Annotated in this window: 26 protein-coding genes and 1 pseudogene; 22 read left to right on the top strand and 5 right to left on the bottom strand. The window is 42.5% G+C overall.

Going from position 1 to position 24,631, the window contains the following annotated elements; translation table 11 throughout:
- Positions 1-380 (top strand): annotated as a pseudogene (locus G4407_RS16445) (hypothetical protein); the annotation flags it as partial.
- An 87-nt stretch (positions 381-467) separates the two neighbouring features.
- On the opposite strand, the gene G4407_RS15085 reads toward G4407_RS16445, so the two are convergent.
- Positions 468-749, bottom strand: coding sequence for an ABC transporter substrate-binding protein (locus G4407_RS15085; RefSeq protein WP_243868865.1), 282 nt, complete (start codon positions 747-749; stop codon positions 468-470).
- Positions 750-1,291: 542 nt separating this feature from the next.
- Here G4407_RS15085 and G4407_RS15080 point away from each other — a divergent pair.
- Positions 1,292-1,669 (top strand): SdpI family protein, encoded by a 378-nt coding sequence (locus tag G4407_RS15080; protein ID WP_173689546.1) that lies wholly within the window; start codon positions 1,292-1,294, stop codon positions 1,667-1,669.
- Between the two features lie 101 nt (positions 1,670-1,770).
- On the opposite strand, the gene G4407_RS16610 is transcribed toward G4407_RS15080, so the two are convergent.
- Positions 1,771-1,953, bottom strand: a complete 183-nt coding sequence (locus tag G4407_RS16610) for a hypothetical protein (protein ID WP_243259284.1) — start codon at positions 1,951-1,953, stop codon at positions 1,771-1,773.
- A 284-nt stretch (positions 1,954-2,237) separates the two neighbouring features.
- On the opposite strand from G4407_RS16610, the gene G4407_RS15070 reads away from it, so the two are divergent.
- The 6 genes from G4407_RS15070 (at position 2,238) to G4407_RS15045 (ending at position 6,254) form a co-directional block, all read left to right on the top strand.
- Positions 2,238-2,606 carry a VOC family protein gene (locus G4407_RS15070; protein WP_173689545.1) on the top strand — a complete coding sequence of 123 codons (369 nt, stop codon included), beginning with the start codon at positions 2,238-2,240 and terminating at the stop codon, positions 2,604-2,606.
- Positions 2,607-2,639: 33 nt separating this feature from the next.
- Complete coding sequence (locus tag G4407_RS15065) at positions 2,640-3,563, top strand: AEC family transporter (protein WP_173689544.1); 924 nt, start codon at positions 2,640-2,642, stop codon at positions 3,561-3,563.
- A 122-nt stretch (positions 3,564-3,685) separates the two neighbouring features.
- Positions 3,686-4,642: a ketopantoate reductase family protein gene (locus G4407_RS15060; RefSeq protein ID WP_173689543.1), complete on the top strand. Its 957-nt coding sequence runs from the start codon at positions 3,686-3,688 to the stop codon at positions 4,640-4,642.
- A 111-nt stretch (positions 4,643-4,753) separates the two neighbouring features.
- Positions 4,754-5,014: a hypothetical protein gene (locus G4407_RS15055; RefSeq protein ID WP_173689542.1), complete on the top strand. Its 261-nt coding sequence runs from the start codon at positions 4,754-4,756 to the stop codon at positions 5,012-5,014.
- 3 nt (positions 5,015-5,017) lie between these two features.
- Positions 5,018-5,551: an LOG family protein gene (locus tag G4407_RS15050; protein ID WP_173689541.1), complete on the top strand. Its 534-nt coding sequence runs from the start codon at positions 5,018-5,020 to the stop codon at positions 5,549-5,551.
- 4 nt (positions 5,552-5,555) lie between these two features.
- The gene (locus G4407_RS15045; RefSeq protein WP_173689540.1) at positions 5,556-6,254 is read left to right on the top strand and encodes a metallophosphoesterase; all 699 of its coding nucleotides are present in this window, start codon (positions 5,556-5,558) and stop codon (positions 6,252-6,254) included.
- Positions 6,255-6,361: 107 nt separating this feature from the next.
- On the opposite strand, the gene G4407_RS15040 is transcribed toward G4407_RS15045, so the two are convergent.
- Positions 6,362-6,574: a hypothetical protein gene (locus tag G4407_RS15040; protein WP_173689539.1), complete on the bottom strand. Its 213-nt coding sequence runs from the start codon at positions 6,572-6,574 to the stop codon at positions 6,362-6,364.
- Between the two features lie 264 nt (positions 6,575-6,838).
- Between G4407_RS15040 and G4407_RS15035 the strand changes: the two genes are divergently transcribed.
- The 6 genes from G4407_RS15035 to glgB all read left to right on the top strand — a co-directional run bounded on the left by G4407_RS15035 (position 6,839) and on the right by glgB (position 12,992).
- Positions 6,839-8,179 carry an MATE family efflux transporter gene (locus tag G4407_RS15035; protein ID WP_173689538.1) on the top strand — a complete coding sequence of 447 codons (1,341 nt, stop codon included), beginning with the start codon at positions 6,839-6,841 and terminating at the stop codon, positions 8,177-8,179.
- A 97-nt stretch (positions 8,180-8,276) separates the two neighbouring features.
- Positions 8,277-8,534, top strand: a complete 258-nt coding sequence (locus G4407_RS15030) for a hypothetical protein (protein WP_173689537.1) — start codon at positions 8,277-8,279, stop codon at positions 8,532-8,534.
- A gap of 211 nt (positions 8,535-8,745) precedes the next feature.
- Entirely contained in the window at positions 8,746-9,123 is a 378-nt protein-coding gene (locus tag G4407_RS15025; protein WP_173689536.1) for a diacylglycerol kinase family protein, read from the top strand.
- Positions 9,124-9,156: 33 nt separating this feature from the next.
- Entirely contained in the window at positions 9,157-9,600 is a 444-nt protein-coding gene (locus G4407_RS15020; protein ID WP_173689535.1) for a phasin family protein, read from the top strand.
- Positions 9,593-11,188, top strand: coding sequence for an ABC1 kinase family protein (locus G4407_RS15015; RefSeq protein WP_173689534.1), 1,596 nt, complete (start codon positions 9,593-9,595; stop codon positions 11,186-11,188). The genes G4407_RS15020 and G4407_RS15015 overlap by 8 nt, the downstream gene beginning before the upstream one ends.
- Positions 11,189-11,207: 19 nt before the next feature.
- Complete coding sequence (glgB, locus tag G4407_RS15010; protein ID WP_173689533.1) at positions 11,208-12,992, top strand: 1,4-alpha-glucan branching protein GlgB; 1,785 nt, start codon at positions 11,208-11,210, stop codon at positions 12,990-12,992.
- A gap of 518 nt (positions 12,993-13,510) precedes the next feature.
- Here the strand turns inward: glgB and G4407_RS15005 are convergent.
- On the bottom strand, positions 13,511-15,301 hold the full coding sequence (locus G4407_RS15005; protein WP_173689532.1) for a glycoside hydrolase family 2 protein: 1,791 nt from the start codon (positions 15,299-15,301) through the stop codon (positions 13,511-13,513).
- 201 nt (positions 15,302-15,502) lie between these two features.
- Here G4407_RS15005 and G4407_RS15000 point away from each other — a divergent pair, with 201 nt between their 5' ends.
- A complete protein-coding gene (locus G4407_RS15000) occupies positions 15,503-16,252 on the top strand; it encodes a phosphatase (protein ID WP_173689531.1) in 750 nt (249 codons plus the stop codon).
- A 98-nt stretch (positions 16,253-16,350) separates the two neighbouring features.
- The gene (locus tag G4407_RS14995; protein ID WP_173689530.1) at positions 16,351-16,953 is read left to right on the top strand and encodes a DUF1836 domain-containing protein; all 603 of its coding nucleotides are present in this window, start codon (positions 16,351-16,353) and stop codon (positions 16,951-16,953) included.
- A gap of 120 nt (positions 16,954-17,073) precedes the next feature.
- Here G4407_RS14995 and G4407_RS14990 read toward each other — a convergent pair whose 3' ends face one another.
- Complete coding sequence (locus tag G4407_RS14990; RefSeq protein WP_173689529.1) at positions 17,074-17,382, bottom strand: YerC/YecD family TrpR-related protein; 309 nt, start codon at positions 17,380-17,382, stop codon at positions 17,074-17,076.
- A gap of 257 nt (positions 17,383-17,639) precedes the next feature.
- Between G4407_RS14990 and pcrA the strand changes: the two genes are divergently transcribed.
- The 6 genes from pcrA to G4407_RS14960 all read left to right on the top strand — a co-directional run bounded on the left by pcrA (position 17,640) and on the right by G4407_RS14960 (position 24,268).
- A complete protein-coding gene (gene pcrA / locus G4407_RS14985; protein WP_173689528.1) occupies positions 17,640-19,877 on the top strand; it encodes a DNA helicase PcrA in 2,238 nt (745 codons plus the stop codon).
- Between the two features lie 145 nt (positions 19,878-20,022).
- Positions 20,023-20,265: a hypothetical protein gene (locus G4407_RS14980; protein ID WP_044998722.1), complete on the top strand. Its 243-nt coding sequence runs from the start codon at positions 20,023-20,025 to the stop codon at positions 20,263-20,265.
- Between the two features lie 70 nt (positions 20,266-20,335).
- Entirely contained in the window at positions 20,336-21,979 is a 1,644-nt protein-coding gene (rlmD, locus tag G4407_RS14975; protein WP_173689527.1) for a 23S rRNA (uracil(1939)-C(5))-methyltransferase RlmD, read from the top strand.
- 17 nt (positions 21,980-21,996) lie between these two features.
- The gene (locus G4407_RS14970; protein WP_022122791.1) at positions 21,997-22,626 is read left to right on the top strand and encodes a non-canonical purine NTP pyrophosphatase; all 630 of its coding nucleotides are present in this window, start codon (positions 21,997-21,999) and stop codon (positions 22,624-22,626) included.
- Between the two features lie 222 nt (positions 22,627-22,848).
- Positions 22,849-23,607 carry a nucleoside phosphorylase gene (locus G4407_RS14965; RefSeq protein WP_179963173.1) on the top strand — a complete coding sequence of 253 codons (759 nt, stop codon included), beginning with the start codon at positions 22,849-22,851 and terminating at the stop codon, positions 23,605-23,607.
- A gap of 22 nt (positions 23,608-23,629) precedes the next feature.
- Complete coding sequence (locus G4407_RS14960) at positions 23,630-24,268, top strand: hypothetical protein (RefSeq protein ID WP_173689526.1); 639 nt, start codon at positions 23,630-23,632, stop codon at positions 24,266-24,268.
- Positions 24,269-24,631: the final 363 nt, after the last annotated feature.

Below are 24,631 nucleotides of genomic sequence, written 5' to 3'. Positions count from 1 at the left end.
TTGAGAAAAATTTCTTAAAATTAACTCTTGACAAAAGTCACTTCATAACAGGAGAGAGAGCTTGCGAGAATATCATTGGCATCACGGGTCACAATCTCAGACTGGAAGCTTTTAAAATCAATCCGTTGAACTCCGAAATCAAGGCAAAGGCGCACATTGAGGGTATCGGCTGGAAAGATTATGGCATGGTCACAAAAGACACGGTAATCGGCACCACAGGACAGAATAAGCGTATCGAGTGCTTGTGCTTTGACGGAGATTTTGAGTATCGAGTGCACGTAAAAAATTCCGGTTGGACAGACTGGACGAAAGCTGATGGTGTATCTACACTAGGTACAGTCGGACAGGCATTGCAGATTGAGGCGATTCAGTTTAGATAAACGGATAGTTGAGAAGCTATTCAACCCGAATTTAATTTACACAGGACAGAAGTTACGGGCAAAATAATAAATATTGTCTTGTACTAACTAAACTACCCCAAAACCAGTAACAAGAGTCAAATTAATTCCTTCATCCGCAAAATACCCATTTTCAATCGCAACGTATTGTGGGGCATAGAAGATAGAATGGGCGACTTCGTTCAGTGTCACAGAGACAGGAGAAGAACTGGTGTCATGATTGGCTGTGGAAGTGACGGTTTTAGTTTTAGAATTCGTAGCATTATCATCGGCAGGTGCAGAGCTGCAGGCTGATAAAAGGCCGACAGTTATAGCAGAAACAAAAAGTAAGGATATAAAATTTTTTTTCATAAGTCCTCCTGTGTGGTATAAGATTCTCATTTAAGATATGCAAAAAATGTGAAATTGGTGTTTTTACCTGATAGCCAATCGCTCTCCTCTGAAGATTTTGAAACTCCAGAACAACCTGCAACTGAAAGTCCCTTGTTTTTATCATATAATTTATCCGAGTAATCTGGAAGATAAATAATTGATTGTGTAATTACTTATTTAATTTTGTCAGCATTAACGTCAGTACTGCCGAGAGAATTCTCGCAAACACCATACTCCGCCAGATTATGCTCTATCCACTTGAAAGTGGCGGTAATATGAGCATCAGCACAAGCTTTCACCATAATATTTGCTTATAAATGGCTGACAACTGGTTGCTGATATTTTATCAGTGGTATTAGTTATTATCCTGTACCGGGTCACATTAAAGAATAAAATCCATACACAAGAACCGAAAACGGTTTGTTGATTAATTTGTCCCAAGAGAGTAAACTGAAACATAAGACATTTGGGGTGTGTATCTGCGAAAAACTGAAAAAAAATAAAATAATGGAGGTGCGGCTGTGGGATTTTGGATTTTTATGCTTATAATGGATTTACTGATTCCGTTTACAATGATAGGCTTCGGAAAAATGTTTTTGAAAAAAGCACCGGATCAGATCAATTATGTGTTTGGTTACAGAACATCAATGTCAATGAAGAATCAGGACACCTGGGTATTTGCACATCATTATTGCGGAAAGATCTGGTATATCTGTGGACTTATTCTTTTGGTGGTATCTTTAATTGTGTTATTTCTGGTTATGGGAAAGTCTAATGATGCCATAGGAAATGTCGGGGGAATTTTGTGTGTATTTCAGATGATTCCACTGGTGGGTTCGATCATACCGACGGAGATTGCACTCAGGAAAAATTTTGATAAATATGGAAATAAAAGATAAATCAGGAGGATGCCAATCATTCATTGGAAAAAGAAAATATTTTACAAAACATTGATATCCTGAAAAACGTAATGGAAAAGACACAGAAGTATTTGCGGTAGCTATTCCAGGGAAGCGAACCCATTTGCACTGGAGGTGTCGAATAAATCCCGTGCAATCCGGATAAAGTCGTGTGCATAGGATGGAAGATATCCTCCATGGCGGTGTGCCACTACAAAATCAGATACGGTTTTAGGTTCACCAAAACTATAGCAGTCAATCGGTTTTGAAAATGTATGATGCATGAGGTGCGTCCCCAAAATGAAAGCGGCACCGTAACCAACAGAGACCAGTTACATGCTGGCAGGAAGATTGCTGGTTGTCATGACGTTTTTTGAATTTCCTTCAAAGACGTTTAATTTGATGTTTGGATGTTCCTGCTGAAAGAGGGGAAGCCTATTTTTTACCAGGAAGATCAGAAAAAAGTCGATGAATTATTTTTGATTTCCGAAGTATATTGCGAAGAAAAATAGATGGAAGTATAATAAAAAAACTGATAGAGTAAAAAAATCAGGTTGTGGAGGAGAAGATGAGATTAAGGAATATCCTGATTGTCGTAAAAGACATTGAAAAATCAAAGAAATTTTATTATGATCTGTTTGGTCTGGATGTCATTCTGGACAATGATGGAAACGTTATTCTGACAGAAGGACTTGTTTTACAGGACGAAAAAGTCTGGAAGGATGTTACAGGAAAAGAAGTTGTCCCGGAGAATAATTCCTGTGAACTTTATTTTGAAGAGCGGAATATTGAAGCATTTACTGAAAAATTAGAAAAACTGTATCCGGAAACCAAATATGTCACCAGGCTGATGACGTACAGCTGGGGACAGAAAGTGATCCGTTTTTATGATCTGGACGGCAATCTGATTGAAGTCAGGACACCGATGCGGGGATAAAGAGAAAATAACATACATCAGGAGGACAACAAAATGGCAGCGGTACTTTTACGTGCAGCATCTCTGGCGTTTGTCATGGTTCTTGGAATTTTATTGAAAAAGACGGGAATTGTTGAGCAAAATGCAGGAGAGGTCATAAAAAAATTATTGATCAATCTGACACTTCCGGCGGCAATCATAGTGAATTTTGCAGCGATACCATCGATACAGTCATCCTTCCTTTTTCTTGCTTTTTTAGGTATGGCACTGGACATCGTGGGAATGGTAGTTGGAGCATGGATGACGAAAAAAGAGACACCGGAGAAAAAGGCTCTTTACATGTTGGAACTTCCGGCATATAATATCGGAACATTCTGTATTCCATTTGTACAGAGTTTTCTTCCGGGGATCGGAAGTGTATCAGCATGCATTTTTGATGTAGGGAACAGCGTAATCTGTACTGGTGGTTCTTATGCTTTTGTCTCAGAATATATATCGAAAAGCAAGAATGGGATGGATTACAGACAGTTTGCAAAGCGGCTTTTGACAAGCCCACCGTTGATGACTTACGTGGTGATGTTTGCAATGTCATTGTGTAAAATTAAGATTCCGGAACAGGTTGTTACCTTTGTATCACCGATTGCAAATGCGAATGCATTTATTGCGATGATGATGCTTGGTCTTTTATTCCGCTTTGAGATGAAGAAAGCGTACATAAAAGAAATTTTCCGTTTACTTGGAATGCGCTATATTCTGGCAGTTCTTTTTTCAATAGGAATTTATTTCCTTCTTCCATATGATCTGGTGATCCGGCAGACACTGGTTCTGGTCTGTTTTGGACCCACAAGTGCAATTGCGCCGGCTTATACTGGAATGTGTGGTGGAGATGAAGGGCTTGCAAGCTGTATCAACAGTGTATCGATCATCATCAGTATGATAGTCATGACCGGACTGATTGGAAGCTTTGGTTTGTTTTAGAAGGAATTTACAAATACGCAGATTCTGACCAATAATCATGATGAAAAAGAGCACCATTGCCGGCAATCTGGCAAGGGTACTCCGAAAGGTTGAAAAATAGAAAATTTACGAGGCGAGAGAAGATGAAGATAAAATCAGTTGCAGTTTTAGGTGCGGGAGCAGTAGGCTCTTATGTGATCTGGGGGCTTTCTGAAAAATCAGATATCCGGCTTGGAGTGATCGCTGAAGGAGAAAGAGCAGAACGTCTGAAAAAGAACGGATGTGCGATCAATGGCAAGATTTACCATCCGGAGGTGTGGACTCCGGACGAGGCACATGATGTGGATCTGATGGTGGTTGCTTTGAAATACGGTTCACTGGAAGGTGCTTTGGAGAGTATACAAAAAGCAACAGGCGAGCATACGGCAATCATGAGTCTGATGAACGGTGTTGACAGCGAAGAGATCATTGGCAGAGCAGTGGGGATGGAGCATGTGTTACCGGCACTGATCAAAGTGGCTTCACATAAAGAGGAAGATGGTTATCATTTTGATCCGCCGACCACACTTGGAATTATTTTTGGAGAACCATCTGCACCGTTTGACAGTGAGCGTGTGAAAGCGGTGGAAGAGCTGTTTAAGGATACTGGGATTCATTTTCGGTCAACCGAATATATTCAGGAAGAAATCTGGTGCAAGTTCCGTCTGAATGTGTGCAGCAATCTGCCGCAGGCGATTCTGGGAGCAGGTGTTGGATGTTATCGTGACAGTGTTCATATGAAAGCAATCAGTGACGGTTTAAAGCGAGAGCTGGAAGCGGTAGCACGAGCAAAAGGAATTGATATGAGCAAGACCGAAAGCTCATCTGGACGCGGAAGCGCAGTTCCGCCATCAGCCAGATACTCTACCCTGCAGGATCTGGATGCCGGACGCCATACGGAAATTGATATGTTTTCCGGTGCGCTTGTGCGGATGGGAGAGGAACTTGGAATCCCGGTGCCGTATAATGAGTATACCTACCATATGATCAAAGCACTGGAAGAGAAAAATGATGGCAGGTTTGAGTATACTGGGAACGAAGAACCGACCTGGTCAAAATAGAACCGGTTATGAAAGTGGCAGAAGTCAAAGGCGCAATTTGAAGAGAAGATGTACGAGCTGATTCTGGTAAAAAGAACAGCGTAAAATGAAAAAAGAAAGTGAGATTAAAGCATGAACGAATTATATGAAGCAATCGAAAAGAAAATTAAATCATCCGGATATCCGAGACTGATTTCTGGAGAGGATGTATATGATGATATCTGTGATCAGATTGAAGGAAAAGAAAATGGAGAATATATTTTGCTTTCCAAATTTGAGGATGATGTGGTATTTGAATATCACATCACGATTCAGGATGATGATTTTAACCTTGGAATTCTGACCATGAAGACACCGGAAGGCGTATTTGAAGTAGATTTTGATGAGGAATAGAAAATGAAGATTACCGTTTATCTTGGAGCAAATGAGGGAAACGATCCTTCTTTAAAGGAAGCAGTCAAAGAGCTTGGCGTATGGATTGGTGAAAACGGACATACACTGGTTTATGGCGGTTCAAAGACAGGTCTTATGGGCGAACTCGCAGGAAGTGTCCTTGAAGCAGGCGGCAGCGTGATCGGTGTGGAGCCGCAGATGTTTATCGAACAGGATTTTCAGTATGAAGGACTGACGGAGCTGATCGTGACAAAGGACATCTTCGAGCGTAAGGTGAAAATGATGGAATTTGGGGAGGCATTTATTGCATTTCCGGGTGGAACCGGAACCCTGGAAGAGATTGCAGAAGTGATGTCCCAGGTATCGTTAAAGCAGATGGATGCACCATGTATTTTTTATAATCTGAATGGATACTATGACAGTATGAAAGAGCTTCTGGAGCATATGATTCAGGTGGGTCTGTCTTCTAAGAAACGGCAGCAGGGGATTTATTTTGCAGAAAGTCTTTCTGAGATTAGAGAACTTGTAGGGGAGTGATCAGATGGCACTTTATGCAATGGGCGATTTCCATTTGTCTTTTTCTGTGAATAAGCCGATGGACATTTTCGGACAGGAATGGAAAGACCATGAAAAGAAGATAGAGAAATATTGCAGGAAAAGAATCAGATCGGCGGATACACTTGTGATCACAGGCGATCATTCCTGGGGGCGGAACCTGGAAGAATGCCGGGAGGATTTGGAATTTATTGAGAACCTGCCGGGAAGAAAGATTCTGCTTCGTGGGAATCATGATATGTTCTGGGATGCGAAGAAGACAGCGCGACTGAATGAGCTATTTGCAGGGCGTCTGGAATTTCTCCAGAATAATTTTTATGCATATGACGAGTATGCTTTGGTTGGGACAAAGGGTTACTGTTATGAAGGGAAAGATACGATCGAACATTTTGAAAAGTTGCGCAGCCGGGAAATCGAGCGCCTGAGGGTCTCTTTTGAAATGGCGAAAAAGGCAGGATACCAGAAGTTTATCATGTTTCTGCATTATCCGCCGACATCGATCGGAGAGGAAGAGAGTCCGTTTACCCGGATGGCAGAGCAATATGGTGCAGAAAAGGTGATCTATTCACACTGCCACGGGAAGGAACGGTTCGATGACAGCTTTAAGGGATATGTAAATGGAATTGAATATAAACTGGTATCGGGGGATTATCTGAAGTTTAAGCCGGAATTGATTCTGGAATAGGGAGAAAATCCCGGACTTGGACGTACTGATTGCGTAAATAAGAGGAACAGTTTCTGGCAAAATGTCTGGGCTGTTCCTTATTTACTTGGCAGATGCGACAAGACATTTTAGGTGGCAGTATTATCCGGATCAATTTTTGGTGGCTGATAATGATAGACTTCTTCGTAAGATTCCAGTTCTGCTTTACTTGCAGGTCCGGAAGGAATCAGTCCGGTGCAGTCTTGCGCAGATGCCGCATTGGAAAGATAATCGTAGGAATCAATGATCTCCTGATTGGATTTTTCGCGAGATAAAATCTTAGAATGTTTTTGTTTTTTCATGGAAACCTCCTTAATTGATATGCCATATGGCAGAAGAAGATAAAATCTTAAAAAGCTGCCGGGCAGGATAAGAGTAGTATGTGCAGACAGATGGAAAGTATGCAGGACAGGAAGAGACATGGATAGAAGGAAGAATTATGTATGACAAAAAATACTTGCATTATGAGATTAAAAAGACCATAATGGCAAAGGTGACTTAAAAAATGATTTCAAATCAGGAATGAAAGAAAAGAGAAGCAGTAGGTAAAGGGGCGTCAAAAGAAAATGGAACAAAAGCATATGTTCACAAATAAAATGATCGCAGGTCTTCTGATACCGGTCGTTCTGGAACAATTGTTGAACTCCATCATGGGAACAGCGGACACGATGATGGTAAGCAATGTTGGATCGGCGGCGATTTCGGCGGTATCTCTGGTGGACTCGATCAATGTGCTGGTGATCCAGGCATTTTCTGCACTTGCTGCAGGAGGCGCGATCGTCTGTGCACAGTATATCGGGCAGAAGAATGTGAAGAAGGCAAATGAGTCCGCGAGACAGGTGCTGTTTATTATTACGGCAATTTCGGTTGTGATCAGCCTGATCTGTCTTGTTTTCCAAAAGCCGATGCTGCATCTGATCTTTGGATCAGTGGAGGCGGAGGTCATGCGTGCGTCGGAAATTTATTTCTTCTACACGGCACTGTCCTTTCCATTTATCGCGGCTTATGATTCGGCAGCATCGATTTTCAGGGCACAGGATAATACGAAAGGTCCGATGCTCATTTCCATGATATCCAATGTGATGAACATTGCAGGAAATGCGATGCTGATCTGGGGATTTCATATGGGTGTTGCAGGGGCAGCACTTGCAACTCTGATTTCACGTGTTTTCTGTGCTGTTGTAGTTCTGATCCAGCTGCGTCGAGACAGGCAGCCGATCGTGGTGCGTGATTATCTGAAAATCCGTCCGGACTTCCGGATGATCCGGAGAATTCTGAGTATCGGTATCCCGTCAGGGGTAGAGAACAGTATGTTCCAGCTTGGAAAGCTTGCGATTCAGTCTTCCGTATCAACACTTGGCACAGTGGCAATCGCGGCACAGGCAATGACGAGTATTCTGGAAAACCTGAACGGAATTGCGGCAATCGGAGTCGGAGTTGGGTTGATGACGATTGTTGGACAGTGTATCGGAGCCGGAAGAAAGGACGAAGCAGTTTACTATATCAAGAAGCTTTGCATGATCGCAGAAGTGATTCTGATCATCAGCTGTCTGAGCGTATTTGCGCTGACAAAGCCGATCACGATTCTTGGCGACATGGAAAAAGAAAGCGCGGATATGTGTTTCCACATGACGATGTGGATCACGATTGTAAAGCCACTGGTATGGATTATGGCATTTATCCCGGGCTATGGTATGCGTGCGGCGGGAGATGTGAAATTTTCAATGATCACGTCCTGCACGACCATGTGGCTGTGCCGTTTTTGCCTCAGCGTATTTATGATCCGGGTAGTTGGTGTCGGAGCGATGGGCGTGTGGATCGGAATGTTTTCAGACTGGACACTCCGTGGGATTATTTTTTCGTGGAGATTCCACAGCAGAAAGTGGCTGAAGCATCAGGTGATTTAAAATTCTTACATAGATTTTACATGGCGGATCCTTTGGATTTTACATACCTTTGTTAAGATTCTGTTAAAGGTAAGGAATTTGGAAAGGAAGATGTAAAATGAGAAAGCTGTGGGATTTCTGGAAGAATAAAAAATATGGAAAAAAGAGTATGACAGGATGGTTTCTGCTGACGAATGCATTATTGTGGGGGGTTATAGGTGCAGCACTTTGGGGAGTTGTCAGTCTGGTGGCGTTAAAAGGAATATCCTGGCTGATCATATTTGCAGGATATGCGATTGTTTTCCCGGGATTCCTCGGAGGTGTACTTTTTGCAATGAATGCGGAAACAACGATGGATGAATTAGAGATAAAATAAACAGACAGAGAAGCGGAAATATCAGAAATGGTATTTCCGCTTTTTTCAATACAAATGATGTAAGAGTCAAAAGTGAATTTTGACTCTTACATCATACAAATACAAATTTACAATTTTTACAGATTGTATAGAAAGAAAATACGGAAAAGACTGGTTATTATAGAGCTGATTTGGTAAAATAAAGACAATAATAAGAAGCAGGTGATGAAATATGGACAGTCAGAAGAAAGATCCGCTCTATAAGAGTTTTGGATACGCATTTGAAGGTATTGGTACCTGTATCAAAAAAGAGCGGAATATGAAGATTCACTGTGCGGCAGCGGTTCTGGTAGTGATTGCCGGAGTGATATTGAAGATCTCATCGCTGGAATGGTGCATCTGCCTGACGCTTTTTGGGCTTATCATGGCGCTGGAGCTGGTCAATACCGCAGTAGAAGCGGTGGTCGATCTGGTGACGGAAGAGCGGAAGCCACTTGCAAAGATTGCAAAAGATACAGCAGCAGGTGCGGTTCTGATCGCAGCAATTATGGCAGCGATCGCCGGGATTATTATTTTTCTGCCAAAGGGGCTTACGTTCCTTGGACTTTAAAGCAGATTGAAATTGTGAAAGGAGATAGACGTTATGGGAAGTTTAGGAGATGGAGTTAAAAAAGTATTACTTGCAGGGATTGGTACAGCAGCAGTAACTGCAGAAAAGTCAAAAGAAGTTCTGGATAAGATGGCGGAACGTGGAGAAGCAGCTGTAGAACAGGGAAAAGTTCTGAATCAGGAACTTCGCCACAATATCAAGAAGACCGTAAAAGAAAATGTCAATGTTTCTGTCAGGACATCTTCACCGGAAGAACTGGACGAGCTGCTTGACAAGATGACACCGGAGCAGATTGAACAGCTCAAAGAAAGAATTTATGAACGTGAAGCAGCAGTTTCAGAAGAAGAAACAAAAGAAGTAGAAGAAGCTGTAGAACAGGCAGAAGAGACGGTTGAAACTGTTGAAACAGAGACGGCAGAGGAAGCAGCAAAAGAAGTCGAAGCAATCGAATCTGGCGACGAGGGCATGAATGAGTAACAAAAACCAGCCAAAAGAGTCAAATAAATACAGTTCCAGACTGCGGGAGATGACGGCAGTCCTCAGAAAACATGGGATTACCGGTGGACTTACCCCGGAAAAGCTACGGCTGATCCTGGAGGATCTGGGACCGACTTATATTAAGCTTGGTCAGATCATGTCACTGCATTCCGACATTCTTCCGAAAAGCTATTGTGAAGAACTGATGCGGCTTCATTCCGAGGTGACACCGATGCCATTTGAACAGGTAGCAGAAGTGATCCGCAAGTCCTACGGCTATGAGTGGAACGAAGTATTCCAGAGCATTGATGTGCATCCACTGGGATCGGCGTCGATCGCACAGGTCCACCGGGCGGTTCTGAAGACTGGGGAAGACGTTGTCGTCAAAGTTCAGAGGCAGGGCATCTATAAGGTAATGTCCAGAGATATCAGCTTACTCCACAAAGCGGCAAAGCTGGTTCCGCCAGGTACGATCAAGGACATGGTGGATATTAACATGGTTCTGGACGAGCTCTGGACTGTCACCCAGCAGGAGATGAATTTCCTTCTGGAGGCTGCCAGTATGGAAGAATTTGCCCAGCGCAATCAGGATGTGGCTTTTGTTGCAACGCCCCGGCTCTATCGCGAATATACGACCAACCATGTGCTGGTGATGGAATATATTGACGGATTTGCGATCAACGATAAAGAAAATCTGCTGGCAAATGGTTATGATCTGAATGAGATTGGAACAAAGCTTGTAGATAATTATATTCGCCAGGTTATGGAGGATGGCTTTTTTCATGCTGATCCGCATCCGGGCAATGTGCGCATCCGTGACGGCAAGATTGTCTGGATCGATATGGGAATGATGGGAAGACTTACCGAGCGTGACCGGGAGCAGATCAGCAATGCAGTCAAAGGTGTGGCAGAGAATGACATCGGCCTGATCCAGGAAGCGGTGATGGCACTTGGCGAGTTCCGCGGAAAGCCGGATCAGAGCAAGCTGTATGAAGATATCAATAATCTGATGGCAAAATATGGCACGGTTGATATGGGTGATATCGATATTGCGGAAGTTATGCAGGATTTGATGGAAGTGATGAAGGAAAATAAAATTTCCATGCCTCATGGACTTACTATGCTTGCAAGAGGACTTACCAATATGGAAGGTGTGCTTGCCGAGATCAGTCCGCAGATCAACATGGTTGAGATTGCGGCGGCACGGATGAAGGAGAACTTTCTGACGAAGGAGCAGTGGAAAAAAGAGATGAAGAATGATGCAAAAAGACTGTATCGTTCTCTTCACAAGGCAGTGGATATTCCTTCCCTTGCAGCAGACATCCTGCAGGGTCACATGAAAGGACAGACCAGAGTCAACCTGGATCTTCATACTTCGGATGAGCTTTCCAGACTGCTCAGGAGGCTGGTGCGGAATATTGTAATGGGGCTGTGGGTGATGGCACTTCTGATCAGTTCCAGTATTATCTGTACAACCAATATGCAGCCAAGGTTGTGGGGGATTCCGGCAATCGGTGCGTTTGGATATCTGATGGCATTTGCCATAGTAATGTATGTTTTTATCAAACATATCTTTTCAAAAAAATAAATAAACAGGGGGAAAAGAGATGCGGAAGGAGTTTTATACAGGGCATCTTTTTGATGTATATCGTTATTTTGGAGCACATAAAGAGGGTGAAAATTTTATTTTCCGTGTGTTTGCGCCATCGGCAAAAGGAGTGTGCGTATTTGGAGAGTTCAGTAACTGGACAGAGATCCCGATGTGTCAGGAGGGACAGAGCGGTGTATATGTGTCGCAGCCGATTCCGGCGAAGACTGGTCAGATGTATAAGTACTGCATTTACACAGCAAATGGCGGAAGGGTAGAGCACTGTGATCCATATGGTTTCCAGATGGAATTAAGACCAGGAGACTGCTCAATCTTAACGGACCTTTATAGTTATAAATTTAAGGATGAAAAATGGATGAAGAACCGGACGGTCGGATTTGACAGTCCGGTAAATATCTACGAGATCCATGCAGGATCCTGGAGAAAAAAAGGAGAAGGTCAGACAGACTGGTATACTTATACTGAGCTTGCAAAGCTTCTGATTCCTTATGTAAAAAAGAATCACTATACCCATATTGAGATGATGCCGCTTTCCGAGCATCCGTTTGACGGATCCTGGGGATATCAGAATACCGGATTTTTTGCACCGACCACACGCTATGGAACACCGGATGAGCTGAAAAAATTTGTGGATGAGTGTCACCAGGCAGGAATTGGTGTGATCATGGACTTTGTTCCGGTACATTTTGCAGTCGATTATTATGGACTGAAAGAATTTGACGGAACCTGTCTGTATGAATATCCAAATGCGGCAGTAGGTGAAAGCGAATGGGGAAGCTGTAATTTCATGCATTCCAGAGGGGAAGTACGATGTTTCTTACAGTCGGCAGCAAATTACTGGCTGAGTGAGTTCCATTTTGACGGAATCCGTATGGATGCGGTCAGCCGTCTGATCTACTGGCAGGGTGACGAGACCAGAGGTGTCAACGGAACGACACTGGATTTTCTGAAGGTGATGAACCAGGGACTAAAGTCCCTTCATCCGACGGCCATGCTGATCGCAGAAGATTCCACTAATTTTCCAGGTGTCACCAAACCGGTTGATCAGGGAGGACTTGGTTTTGATTACAAGTGGGATCTTGGCTTCATGCACGATACGCTGGAATATTTCCAGAGTGCACCAGAATACAGAAGCAGAGATTATCATAAGCTGACGTTTTCGATGATGTATTATTATAATGAGCGTTTTCTGCTGGAATACTGTCATGATGAAGTGGTACATGGAAAGGCAACGATTCTCCAGAAGATGAACGGAGAATATGAGGATAAATTCCCGCAGGCAAGAGCCATGTATTTGTACATGATGGCGCATCCTGGTAAGAAGCTGAATTTCATGGGAAATGAATTCGGTCAGCTTCGCGAGTGGGATGAAAGCCGCGAGCAGGACTGGGATATCTTAAAATATCCGCTCCATGGTGCATTTCACCGATATATGATCGAACTGAACCGTATCGGTCAGGAAAATGATGCATTCTGGCATGATTACGATCCGGAGAATTTCAAATGGCTGGACTGCCATCAGGAAGAACGCTGTATCTATGCAATCAAAAGAAAAGGAAAAGATAAGAACTTTATCGCGATATTCAACTTCTCAGACGAAGAACAGGAAGATTACGAACTGGATACCGAAGAAGGAGGAAAACTCAGTGTGGTACTGAATACGGACTGGGACGAATATGGAGGAAATACAAAAAAGAAAAAGACATTGCCGGCAAAAGCAAAAAAAGGGACGCATGTGACGCTGGACCTGCCGCCGTTTTCGGGGATTTTGCTGATGAGTTAGGTGGTGGGAAAGGGACGCTCGGGGCAGAACGATATTTCTGCTTTCGGGCTGTGCTATGACACCAGAACCGCATCGGCGAAGGGGAAGACGGCACCATACTAAGCGCACAAAAAACTAATACCAGGGGGACGGCATCCGCTGCGCGTCGCCTGATATGTTGTCTGACGGGAAGTGGTGGCAATGGATTTATGTAGGATGCCAATTAGTAGATACTATAAAATTTAATATCGGTACTGGAGAAGTATAAGTGAATGATATGAAGTTTACGTTCCTGTGCAACCTATCCCACTGAAATTAAAATAGTATTTTCCCAGTGCGGCAGCGAAGCGCCTCCGCACAATTTGTACTGGAGCGACAAACGCAAGCACCCATGCATTCGGAATGAACCCCATCGGAAACGTCGGTACTTAGTGAGAGGATGTCGTCAGACATCATCGAACTTAGTATCCGCTACGTTTGCGGACTAAGCGCGAGCGGGGGTGAATCCGAATCCATGGGTGCGTAACTTTGCCAACCACCTACAACTTGCAAACCTCCCTGTCGTACGTCATCAGTCCGTTTATTTCATCTTCGATGTCGGAGAGTTGCGTATATACTGCTCCGCACAAGCCCTGTTCTTTGAGGGGCTCGATTTCTTCAGACATAAGTTTATAATAGGCTGCCTGGAATTCTTCCGGTGAAGAGCAGATCTTATATCCGTATGTCTTGCCGGAGCAGGTATGTCCTTTGATCTGGCAGGTGTAGCCGCCGTATTCGGAGATGACGAAAGCGCGGTCAGATGGAATTACGAACTGCTTTGCAAAGTAGTTATGTTCACTTTTGAAATCTCCCTGCCGTCTGTCAAACCAGCCACTGGCGGAATCGATGAGCCGGGTGTCATCCAGTTCGCGGAACAAGGCAGTGAGCTTTTTCGAATCAAACTGTCCCCAGCCTTCATTGAAGATCACCCAGGTGCTGATGCATGGGAATGCTTTTAGGGCAGTGACAGTTTCTTTACATTCACGGATGAATTCTTCTCTGCCATGTACATTTTTCCTGCCGAAGAGAGGATGAATCCGGTCACTGGTGTGAAGCTTGAATTTTGGAAAGAGCGCAGGCAGCCAGGTCATGAACGGAGCATTGTAGGTACCGCCGTTTACCATGTCCTGCCAGACGATCATTCCCAGGCGGTCGCAATGATAATACCATCTTGCAGTCTCGACTTTTACATGCTTACGGATCATGTTGAAGCCGAGATTTTTCATGGTCTGGATATCATAGATCAGTGCTTCATCAGACGGAGCAGTGTAAAGTCCGTCCGGCCAGTATCCCTGATCCAGGATTCCATTCAGGAAAAGCGGTTCATGGTTCAGACAGAAGCGGGGAAGTCCTTTTTTATCCGGTTCGATGGTAAAGGTACGCATTGCAAAATAGCCGGTGACTTTATCTTCGCCTGCCTGTATCTCCATCGTATAAAGATAAGGATCATCCGGATTCCAGGGATGCATATTGTTGACGTCACAGTAGCAGGAGTAACAGCATAGAGAGTCAGACTGATTGGTGCAGATCCCTTTGGAAATCAGGCGACCGTCCATGTCTCTGACATGACAGACAACCGCTTCGGCATCGCTGCATCCGGAAATCGGATGATTTAAAAGAAGGGATACGTGTACCGTCTCTTTTTCATATAAAGGGGTGAGCTCCAGTTCTTTGACATAGACAGCCGGAACCCATTCCATCCATACTGTCTGCCAGATTCCACTCTGGGCGGTGTAGAACATTCCGCCACGCTTTAATTTCTGTTTTCCAACACTGTGATAAGAAGTGTCGGAACGGTCTTCAATGTGTACAGTCAGAGTGTTGGAACCCGCCTGCAGAGCATCTGTGATATCAGCAGAAAATGGAAGATATCCGCCGATATGTGAGACAACTACTTTTCCATTTACCAGAACTTTTGCATACTGATCGACTGCACCAAAATGTAAGATGCACCGGGATCCGTCGGAAGGTAGGCACTTGATCGGCAGAAGGCGCTCACAGAGCATTTTTTCGTGCGGTTTTAACTGGAAACCGGCACCGGAAAGAGGGGCTTCCGGAGAAAAAGGAACGAGAAGAGTTCCTTCTTTGGTTATGGTATTTTTCTCTGAAAGAACTGTGTAATTCCATTCTCCATTCAGGTTGATATATTGATCGCGGATCATTTGCGGACGTGGATATTCTTCCAGTATGTGCTGCGGATCAAGAGCTTTTCCCCAACGGGTAGTCAGTGTCTGATGGGAAGCTTTTCCGGGAAAGATCCGTACACTTGCAAGTGCTGCTAAAAGATTCATAAAAAAACCTCTTTCGTTAAATATTCTTATAGTCTATTGTACCATGTGACAACAAAAACACCGCACATTTTATAGAAATTTTAGAAATGAAAACAGCGGGAAAAAACGGATTGTAAAAAAGAAAGAATCAGTTTATCATAAGAATATAAGAAAAGATGAGCTGTGAGAATACAGACAAAGAGCAGGCAGGAGGAAAGACCGATGAAAATAGTTTTAGATACACATGCACATACCATTGTCAGCGGACATGCATATAATACGATCCGTGAGATGGCACAGATGGCGAAAGAGAAAGGACTGGAGGCATTTGCACTGACTGAACATGCACCGCAGATGCCGGGAACCTGTCATGAGTTCTATTTCCAGAATCTGCATATCGTACCGCGTGAAATGTACGGCGTGAGACTGTTCATGGGTGTGGAACTGAATATTATGAATGAAAAGGGAGAGGTTGACCTTCCGGAGAGCACACTTTGTCAGATGGATCTTGCAATTGCAAGTATTCATGGACCTTGTTATAAAGGCGAGCGGACGGAAGAGGCAATCACGGCAGCATACCTTGCGGCAATGGAGAATCCGCTGATTCACATTATTGGACATCCGGATGACGGAAGATATCCGGTGGATTATGAACAGCTGGCAAAAAAAGCAAAAGAGACAGGAACCATTCTGGAGGTAAATAACGGTTCGTTAAGACCTGGCGGATTCCGCGTGGATACCAGGAAAAATGATTTAAAAATGCTGGAATACTGTAAGAAATACGAAGTTCCGGTTACGATGGGAAGCGACGCACACATGGATGTAGATCTTGCAGATTACAGTTATGCGCTCCCGGTGATCGAGGAGAGTCATTTTCCGGAAGAACTGACCGTTAATACTTCTGCAGAGCTTCTGGAATCATGTATCCGGCATAAACGGAATATGTGGAAACAGAAAAAAGTGAATTGTTAATACGTCACTTACGTTAAAAAAGCCTGGATGAAAGATAGAGAAAAGACTTGATATCTAGTTTTTAATACTATATAATATCTATATTGAGGTGAAAAAGAATGACGATAAATACGGAAGATTTATTAAACAGTATCCTGGAAAGTGTCGGTGGAATTGATTATATTCATCCGGTAGATATTCCGAATATAGATTTATATATGGATCAGGTAACAACTTTTATGGAGGAGCAGCTCAGTTCGACGAAGCGTTATGAGGATGATAAGATCCTGACGAAAACGATGATCAATAATTATGCGAAGAACAATCTGCTTCCGCCTCCGATCAAGAAAAAGTATTCCAAAGAGCACCTTCTGGTTTTGATTTTTGTCTATTATTTTAAGAATCTGCTCTCGATCAAAGATATTGAGATCTTGTTAAAGCCATTGACGGACAAATATTTTGCTGTGAATTCGGAATTTGATATGGAAAGCATCTATGAAGAAGTCTGCAAGATGGAAAAAAGCAGGATCGGAGAGCTGCAGGATAGTATTCGCAAGGCGTATGAGACTGCTGAGCATTCTTTTGCATGTGTGGATGATGAAGAAAGAGAACAGCTTCAGAAGTTTGCCTTTATCTGCAATCTCAGTTTTGATGTGTATGTGAAAAAACAGTTGATCGAAAAAATGGTGGACGAACTTCCAAAGCCGGATAAGAAAAAATAAAAGAGTCAGTTAAAAAAGGATAAAAAAGGAACGGATTTCAGATTTTGAAATTCGTTCCTTTTTTACTATTATGTGTCTGGCAATGGCTGTTACTACCAGCTCCTGCCGGTGTCTGTAAAATTAAGATTCGGATTCTTCAGCCCCCGACTGAAGTCTCTCAAATACCATATCGTATCCATCATTACCATAATTAAGAGAGCGGTTTACGCGGCTGATTGTTGCTGTGGAAGCACCGGTCTTTTCTGCAATCTCCAGGTATGTTTTCTGATCACGCAACATCTTAGCTACTTCAAAACGCTGTGAAAGCGATAAAAGCTCATTGATCGTGCAGACATCTTCAAAGAATGTGTAGCATTCTTCTCTGCTTTTCAGACTGAGAACGGCGTCAAATAAAGAATCGACCGCTTCTGTTCTGATTTTTCTACTCATTATATTATCCCTCCGTGACAAATAATCAATAAGAGTGTGACAAAAACTGCCCCACTCATTCATACAATGACATTTTAGCACATTAAAATTTTAAAGTCCAGATATTTTACAAAATTTTACAGATAAGAAAAAAGGAGCTGGATTTTTCTATTTTTACGACGAAAAATAGGGATGAGAGATTCTTTGACACCCTCCTTTTTTTATAATATAATGATGCAATAGAGCCTCGAGAGAGGAGAAGAAAGAGGAACAAAAATATGAGTATTTATGATACATTAAATGACAGACAGCAGGAGGCTGTTTTCTATACAGAGGGTCCGCTTCTGATCCTTGCCGGAGCAGGATCCGGTAAGACACGTGTACTTACACACAGGATCGCCTGGCTGATTGATCAGATAGGTGTGAATCCATGGAATATCCTGGCGATCACATTTACGAACAAGGCAGCCGGGGAGATGCGTGAGAGAGTGGATCAGATTGTTGGATTCGGTTCGGAGAGTATCTGGGTGAGCACCTTCCATTCAATGTGTGTGCGGATCCTGCGCAGATATATTGACCGGCTCGGGTATGATACAAATTTTACGATTTATGATGCAGATGATCAGAAGACACTGATCAAGGATGTGTGCAAATATCTGCAGATCGATACGAAAATGTTTAAGGAACGGTCGCTTCTTAGTGCGATTTCTTCCGCAAAAGATGAGCTTGTCACACCGGAAGAGATGACACTTCGTGCAGAAGGAGATTGGGCGAAAAAGAAGATTGCACAGGTTTATACCGAGTATGAAAAGCAGCTGAAAGCTAACAATGCACTCGATTTTGATGATCTGCTTTTAAAGACGGTACAGCTTCTTCAGACACAGCCGGATGTGCTGGAGTATTATCAGGAAAGATTCCGTTATATCATGGTGGATGAGTATCAGGATACGAATACGGTACAGTTTAAGCTGGTAAGTCTTCTTGCCGGTAAGTATCAGAATCTGTGTGTAGTTGGTGACGATGACCAGTCGATCTACAAATTCAGGGGTGCGAATATCATGAATATCCTGAATTTTGAAAAAGAATATCCGAATGCGAAGGTGATCAAGCTGGAACAGAATTACCGTTCCACATCCACAATCCTGAACGCAGCAAATGAAGTGATCCGTCACAATACAGGACGGAAAGAGAAGTCGCTCTGGACCGAGAATGGTGAGGGTGAGAAGATTCAGTTCCGTCAGTTTGATTCTGCTTACGATGAGGCGGATTATATTGTCAGTGATATCAAAGACAAGGTGAACAGTGGAAAAAGAGAATACAAGGATTTCGCTATTTTATACAGAACCAATGCGCAGTCCCGTATATTCGAGGAAAAGATGGTGGTATCCAATGTTCCGTATAAGATCGTTGGTGGAGTAAACTTCTATGCAAGACGCGAAATAAAGGATCTGCTGGCATATTTAAAAACAGTAGATAATGGAAAAGATGATCTGGCAGTGCGGAGGATCATCAATGTGCCGAAGAGGGGAATCGGACTGACAACTATCGGAAGGGTGCAGGACTATGCAACGGAACGGGAGATCAGTTTCTATGAAGCAATCCTGGCTGCAGGATCGGTTCCGGGAATCGGACGTGCGCTTGGTAAAATCGAATCCTTTGCAGCCCTGATTGAGCATTTCAAAGCCGAAGGCGAACGCATGAGTGTAGCGGAGCTGATGGATGAGATTATCGATGCAACTGGATATGTAGAAGAACTGCAGGCGGATTCTGATGAAGAAGCAGAAAGCCGTCTGGAAAATATTGAAGAGCTTCGGAATAAAATTGTTGCATACGAGGAATCCTGTGAAGCAGAAGATGAAAAACCGACACTTTCCGGCTTCTTAGAGCAAGTGGCATTGGTTGCAGATATCGACAGTCTTGATGAGGAGACAGACTATGTGGTGCTGATGACTTTACATAGTGCGAAAGGTCTGGAATTTCCACACGTCTATCTCGCCGGCCTGGAAGATGGGATTTTCCCAAGCTATATGACGATCACGGCAGATGATCCGGCAGAGCTGGAAGAAGAGAGAAGACTCTGCTATGTGGGAATTACCCGTGCAAAGGAGAATCTGACGCTGACCTGTGCAAGACGACGGATGGTACACGGTGAGACACAGTATAATAAGATGTCCAGATTCTTAAAAGAGATTCCGCTGAGTCTGCTTTCTACCGGTGCCCTGTTCAAAAAAGAGCAGACAGAGGAGGAACCAAAGGTATCTGCTTACCGTCAGGCAAAACAGGCATTTGCGACAAAAGCGTTCGCGGCGGCAAAGCCTGCACAGCAGTTTACTGTGACCAAGGGAAAAGGTCCGGGATATGATGTGGGGGACAGAGTGCGTCATATAAAGTTTGGGGAAGGACTGGTGACACAGATCACAGAAGGCGGAAGAGACTACGAAGTGACCGTGGACTTTGATACGGCGGGCACGAAGAAGATGTTTGCCATGTTTGCAAAACTGCAGAAAATTGACTAAAATTGCACTATGTGCCTAAGAAACACATTCTTTTTCGTAAAATCTGTGCAATATGGTGGAAATTATGCATGGATTTGTGGTATACTAGCTATAAATAATGAGTGAGCCGAAGCGGAAAGTGACGGCAGAAAGGGCGTGTATGGAGATGAACAGAATCGAAGAATTACTTGCAACAACGAAACTCAACGATATGATGCATAAGAAAGATGATGATCAGAAGACAACTGTTCTCTGGATTCTTGCAATTATCGGTGCGGTAGCAGCAGTTGCAGCAATTGCATATGCAGTATATTGTTTCTTTACTCCGGATTATCTGGAAGACTTTGAAGAAGATTTTGACGATGATTTCGACAATGATTTCTTCAGTGACGAAGACGAAGTACAGTAATATTAAGAAAGCAGCGAAGGCAGGAATTGTCAAAGATTCCTGCCTTTTCTATGTGAGGGTATATAGATAGATGAAAAAAGGACAGATATTAGAAGGATATATAGAAAGGGTAGATTTCCCGAATAAAGGATTTGCCGTGGTAGAGGGCGAAGAAAAAAAAGTGATCGTGAAGAATACCGTTCCGGAACAGAAGGTGCGTTTCGCGGTGAATAAGATACGAAAAGGTCAGGCAGAGGGCCGGCTTCTGGAAATTCTGGAGCATTCACCGGAAGAATGTCAGCCGGCATGTCCGCATTTTGGAGCCTGTGGCGGATGTACTTATCAGAATCTGCCGTATGAAAAGCAGGTGGAGATGAAGGAAGCGCAGATCCATGCAATGATGGATGCGGCGGTTGATGGTGATTATATCTGGGAGGGTGTTAAAGAAAGCCCGGTCAGAGAGGAATACCGCAATAAAATGGAATTTTCTTTTGGAGACGAATATAAGGATGGACCTCTTGCACTTGGCATGCATAAAAGAGGCAGCTTTCACGATATTGTAAATGTTACAGAATGCAAGATCGTGGATGAGGATTTCAGACGAATTTTAAAGGCTGTTCTGGAGTTCGCGACAGATACAGGTCTTCCGTATTATCACAGAATGCGCCATACTGGATTTTTCCGTCATCTTCTTGTGAGAAAGGCAGTTCGCACCGGAGAAATTCTGATTGATCTGGTAACAACATCGGAGGCACAGCTAGATGAAGCCGGACTGGTGGAAAAGCTTACCGGTCTTTCTTATGATGGGAAGCTTGCCGGAATTCTTCATACAACCAATAACAGCCTTGCAGATGTGGTAAAAGATGAAGGAACCAGAACCTTATATGGACAGGATTATTTCTATGAGGAACTTCTGGGACTGAAGTTCAAGATCACACCATTTTCTTTTTTCCAGACTAATTCCCTTGGCGCGGAAGTGCTTTATGAGGCAGCAAGATCTTATATCGGTGAGACAAAAGATAAGGTAATCTTTGATCTCTACAGTGGAACCGGAACGATTGCACAGATCCTTGCACCAGTGGCAAAAAAAGTAGTAGGTGTGGAGATTGTTGAAGAGGCGGTAGAGGCTGCAAAAGAAAATGCTGCTTTAAATGGACTCGATAACTGTACCTTCTGGGCTGGAGATGTGTTGAAAGTAATCGATGATCTGGGTGAAGTACCGGATCTGATCGTGCTGGATCCCCCAAGAGACGGCGTGCATCCGAAAGCACTGGAAAAGATCATTGATTTTGGTGTGGAGAGAATGGTTTATATTGCCTGCAAGCCGACCAGCCTGGCAAGAGATCTGGAGCTTCTGCAGGGAAGGGGATATCAGGTAGAACGGATTGGGTGTGTGGATCTTTTTCCGGGCACTTACCATATTGAGACGGTCTGTCTTTTGTCCAAACTCCATGAAGCGAAGCATCATGTGAATGTGAGACTTGACATGGACGAGATGGATTTAACGGCGGCTGAGAGCAAGGCTACTTATGAGGAGATAAAGTCCTACGTGGCGGAGCATAATGATGGGATGAAAGTTTCTAATCTCTATATTGCACAGGTTAAGGCTAAGTATGGAATCATAGAGCGTGAGAATTATAATAAACCTAAGTCAGATGACGCAAGACAGCCTAAGTGTCCGAAGGAGAAGGAAGAGGCAATAGTAGAAGCGTTGAAAGCTTTTAAGATGATTTAGTTTAGGAGTATGACGATATGAGGGTTTTATTAGGAACAACAAATCCATCAAAGGTAAAAAGATTTTCGGATTTGTTAAAAGGGTATGATATTGAATTTATTACTTTAAGAGATATCGAAGTTATAGAAGAACCTAAGGAAATGGGGAATACACCAGAAGAAAATGCTATTATGAAGGCAGAGTTTTATGGACAATACTTTGATGTTGTTATTTGTAATGATTCTGGATTATATTTTGAAGAACTGGATTTTGAGGATTTGCGTCAGCCGGGACTAAATATTAGAACACCTATGAATATGGATAGACTGTCAGATGAAGAGATGATTGATTACTATTCAAAACTTATTGCAGGGCTTGGAGGTAAAGTCACAGCATATTACCTAGATGGAATTGCAGTTTATAATCACGGAGTAATTTCATCGTTTATGGACAATATGGCAGCTCAAAAAAATGGATTATTCTATATGATTGATAAAGCTTCATCAAAAAGATTTGAAGGATGGCCTCTTGATTCATTATCAATCAATAAAGAAAACGGCAAATATTTTGTTGATGGAAGTATTGAAGAAAGCAAAGAAAATATCATAAAAGATCAATATCAAAAGAGTGTCGTAGATTTTTTGATTAAGTCTTTACATATAGCATAGTATAGGAGAAATGTGACAACTGGAGTTTCCTGAGAATATTCAGGCAATTGTCGGCGGAAAAGAATATTCGCTAGATAATACTGTCTTAAAAATCTGGCCGGAAAGTGAAGAAACAAATGGCGAATATGCAAGTGCAATAAGAAGTTTCAAACACAATTTGGATATTCAAAAGATATACATAAATTTTGATATAAAAGATACTATTGAGAGGCCGAATGACATTTGAAGGAGAAAATAGTGGACAGAAATAATGCATTAACAGATCCTAAGAAACTTGTCAGAGTAGAATTAAAAAATGCTGGATTTGATATTGATAAAATCAAAATACCGGATAGAGTATATCTTCTTGCTGATGACATTTTTGATGAAATGGTGTCAAGAAATGTAGGAGAATATAGATATCCATTAGGTGGGAAGTTGTATGTGTTTAATAAAAATGAAAACATTGGTTTTATAAAAGGGCATATGTGCTCGCCTGCGATAGCTACACAAGCGGAGGATTTAATTGCCGGAGGCGTTAAAGAATTAATTCATGTTGGTTATGCCGGGGGCTTACGACCAGAATTAGTTCCGGGAGAGATTATTCTTACGGACGGTGCTTTTAATGATACTGCAGTAGCAAGGTTGTACGGATATGATTATGATATAATTCATTCATCGAAGGATTTGACGAACGAGATTGAATCAATGATAACAAGTGCAGAAATACCATATAAGAGAGGAATTCACTGGACAACGGACGCAGGTTATAGAGAGACGTGGGGACAAGTCATGGATTATCGGGATAAAGGAGCACTTTGCGTTGAAATGGAAGGAGTTGGTTTGTTTACAATAGCTAATTATAGAAAATGTGTGGCAACAGGTATATATGTTGTTTCTGATGTGTATTCAGAGAATGATTGGAAACTTGGATGGGAAGGCAATGATATTAAAAGAGCTGTTGGTGCTGTTATTGATATGATAATTGAGTCTATAAGATAGATTGGAGTGTGGTAAGATAGTCGTGAAGTTTGAAAATGTTTATTTTATTAATGGGACAGCATATGCTGGAAAATCCACAATGGTAAAACTTCTGGCAGAAAAATATGACGGAATCGCCTGCGAAGAAAATTATCAGGATAGACTTTTAGAAAATTTGGATACCAAGGAGTTTCCTAATCTTACTTACACAAGAGATTTACAGGATTGGGGTGAATTTGTCAGAAGAACTCCAGATGAATATGAGGCGTGGGTAAATGGAGTTACGAAAGAATGTACTGTCTTAGAAATTGAAATTTTAAAGGATTTAGTTTCCAGAACAAAGAAAAAAATATTTGTAGATACTAATATTTCGGTTGAAATTTTACATGAAATTTCAGATGAAAATCATGTTTTGATTATGTTAGCAGATCCGAATATTTCTGTGCAGAGATTTTTTGAAAGACCAGATAAGGAAAAACAGTTTTTATATCAGTTGTTATTGAAAGAAGATAATTCTGAGGAGGCTATGATAAATTTCAGAGAATGTCTGAAAAGAATTAATTCACAGGAAAGATATATGATGTTTCAAAAATCTGGATTTAATGTAATAACAAGAGACGAAAACCGTAGTATTGATGAGACATTTGCTTTGGTAGAAAATATGTTTGGATTAAATAGATAAAGTCGATACAATGTCTGAGAATGTTAATGCGGAGCAAGATGTTAGTGCGCATTGACAGACTTTTGGTAAAGCCGGTTCAGGTGGTGGTGAAACTGATGCCGGATGCTGAGATGGAACCGCCGTATGATGGTGCGAAAAAATGATTCTGGTTGATGATGTGGATAATCGGCAGTTTCTGTGTGAATTGGTTGAGAGCATGTGGGAAGAATTGCTTAAGAAGAAAGAGAAAAATTGCACGTAAGACTTGACAAAATCGAACAAATATTCTATATTAACAGTGGAGATTTTATACCCAAAAGTAGAAAATAGGATAATCAAAGTTCTTGAGGGTTTGCCGAACTAATTGAGGGTCAGTCGTGAGGG

Origin of the sequence: Allocoprococcus comes (genome assembly GCF_013300725.1) — a bacterium.
In the GTDB taxonomy this organism is placed as follows: Bacteria; Bacillota; Clostridia; order Lachnospirales; family Lachnospiraceae; genus Allocoprococcus; species Allocoprococcus comes_A.
This window is presented reverse-complemented; position numbering and strand designations above follow the sequence as displayed.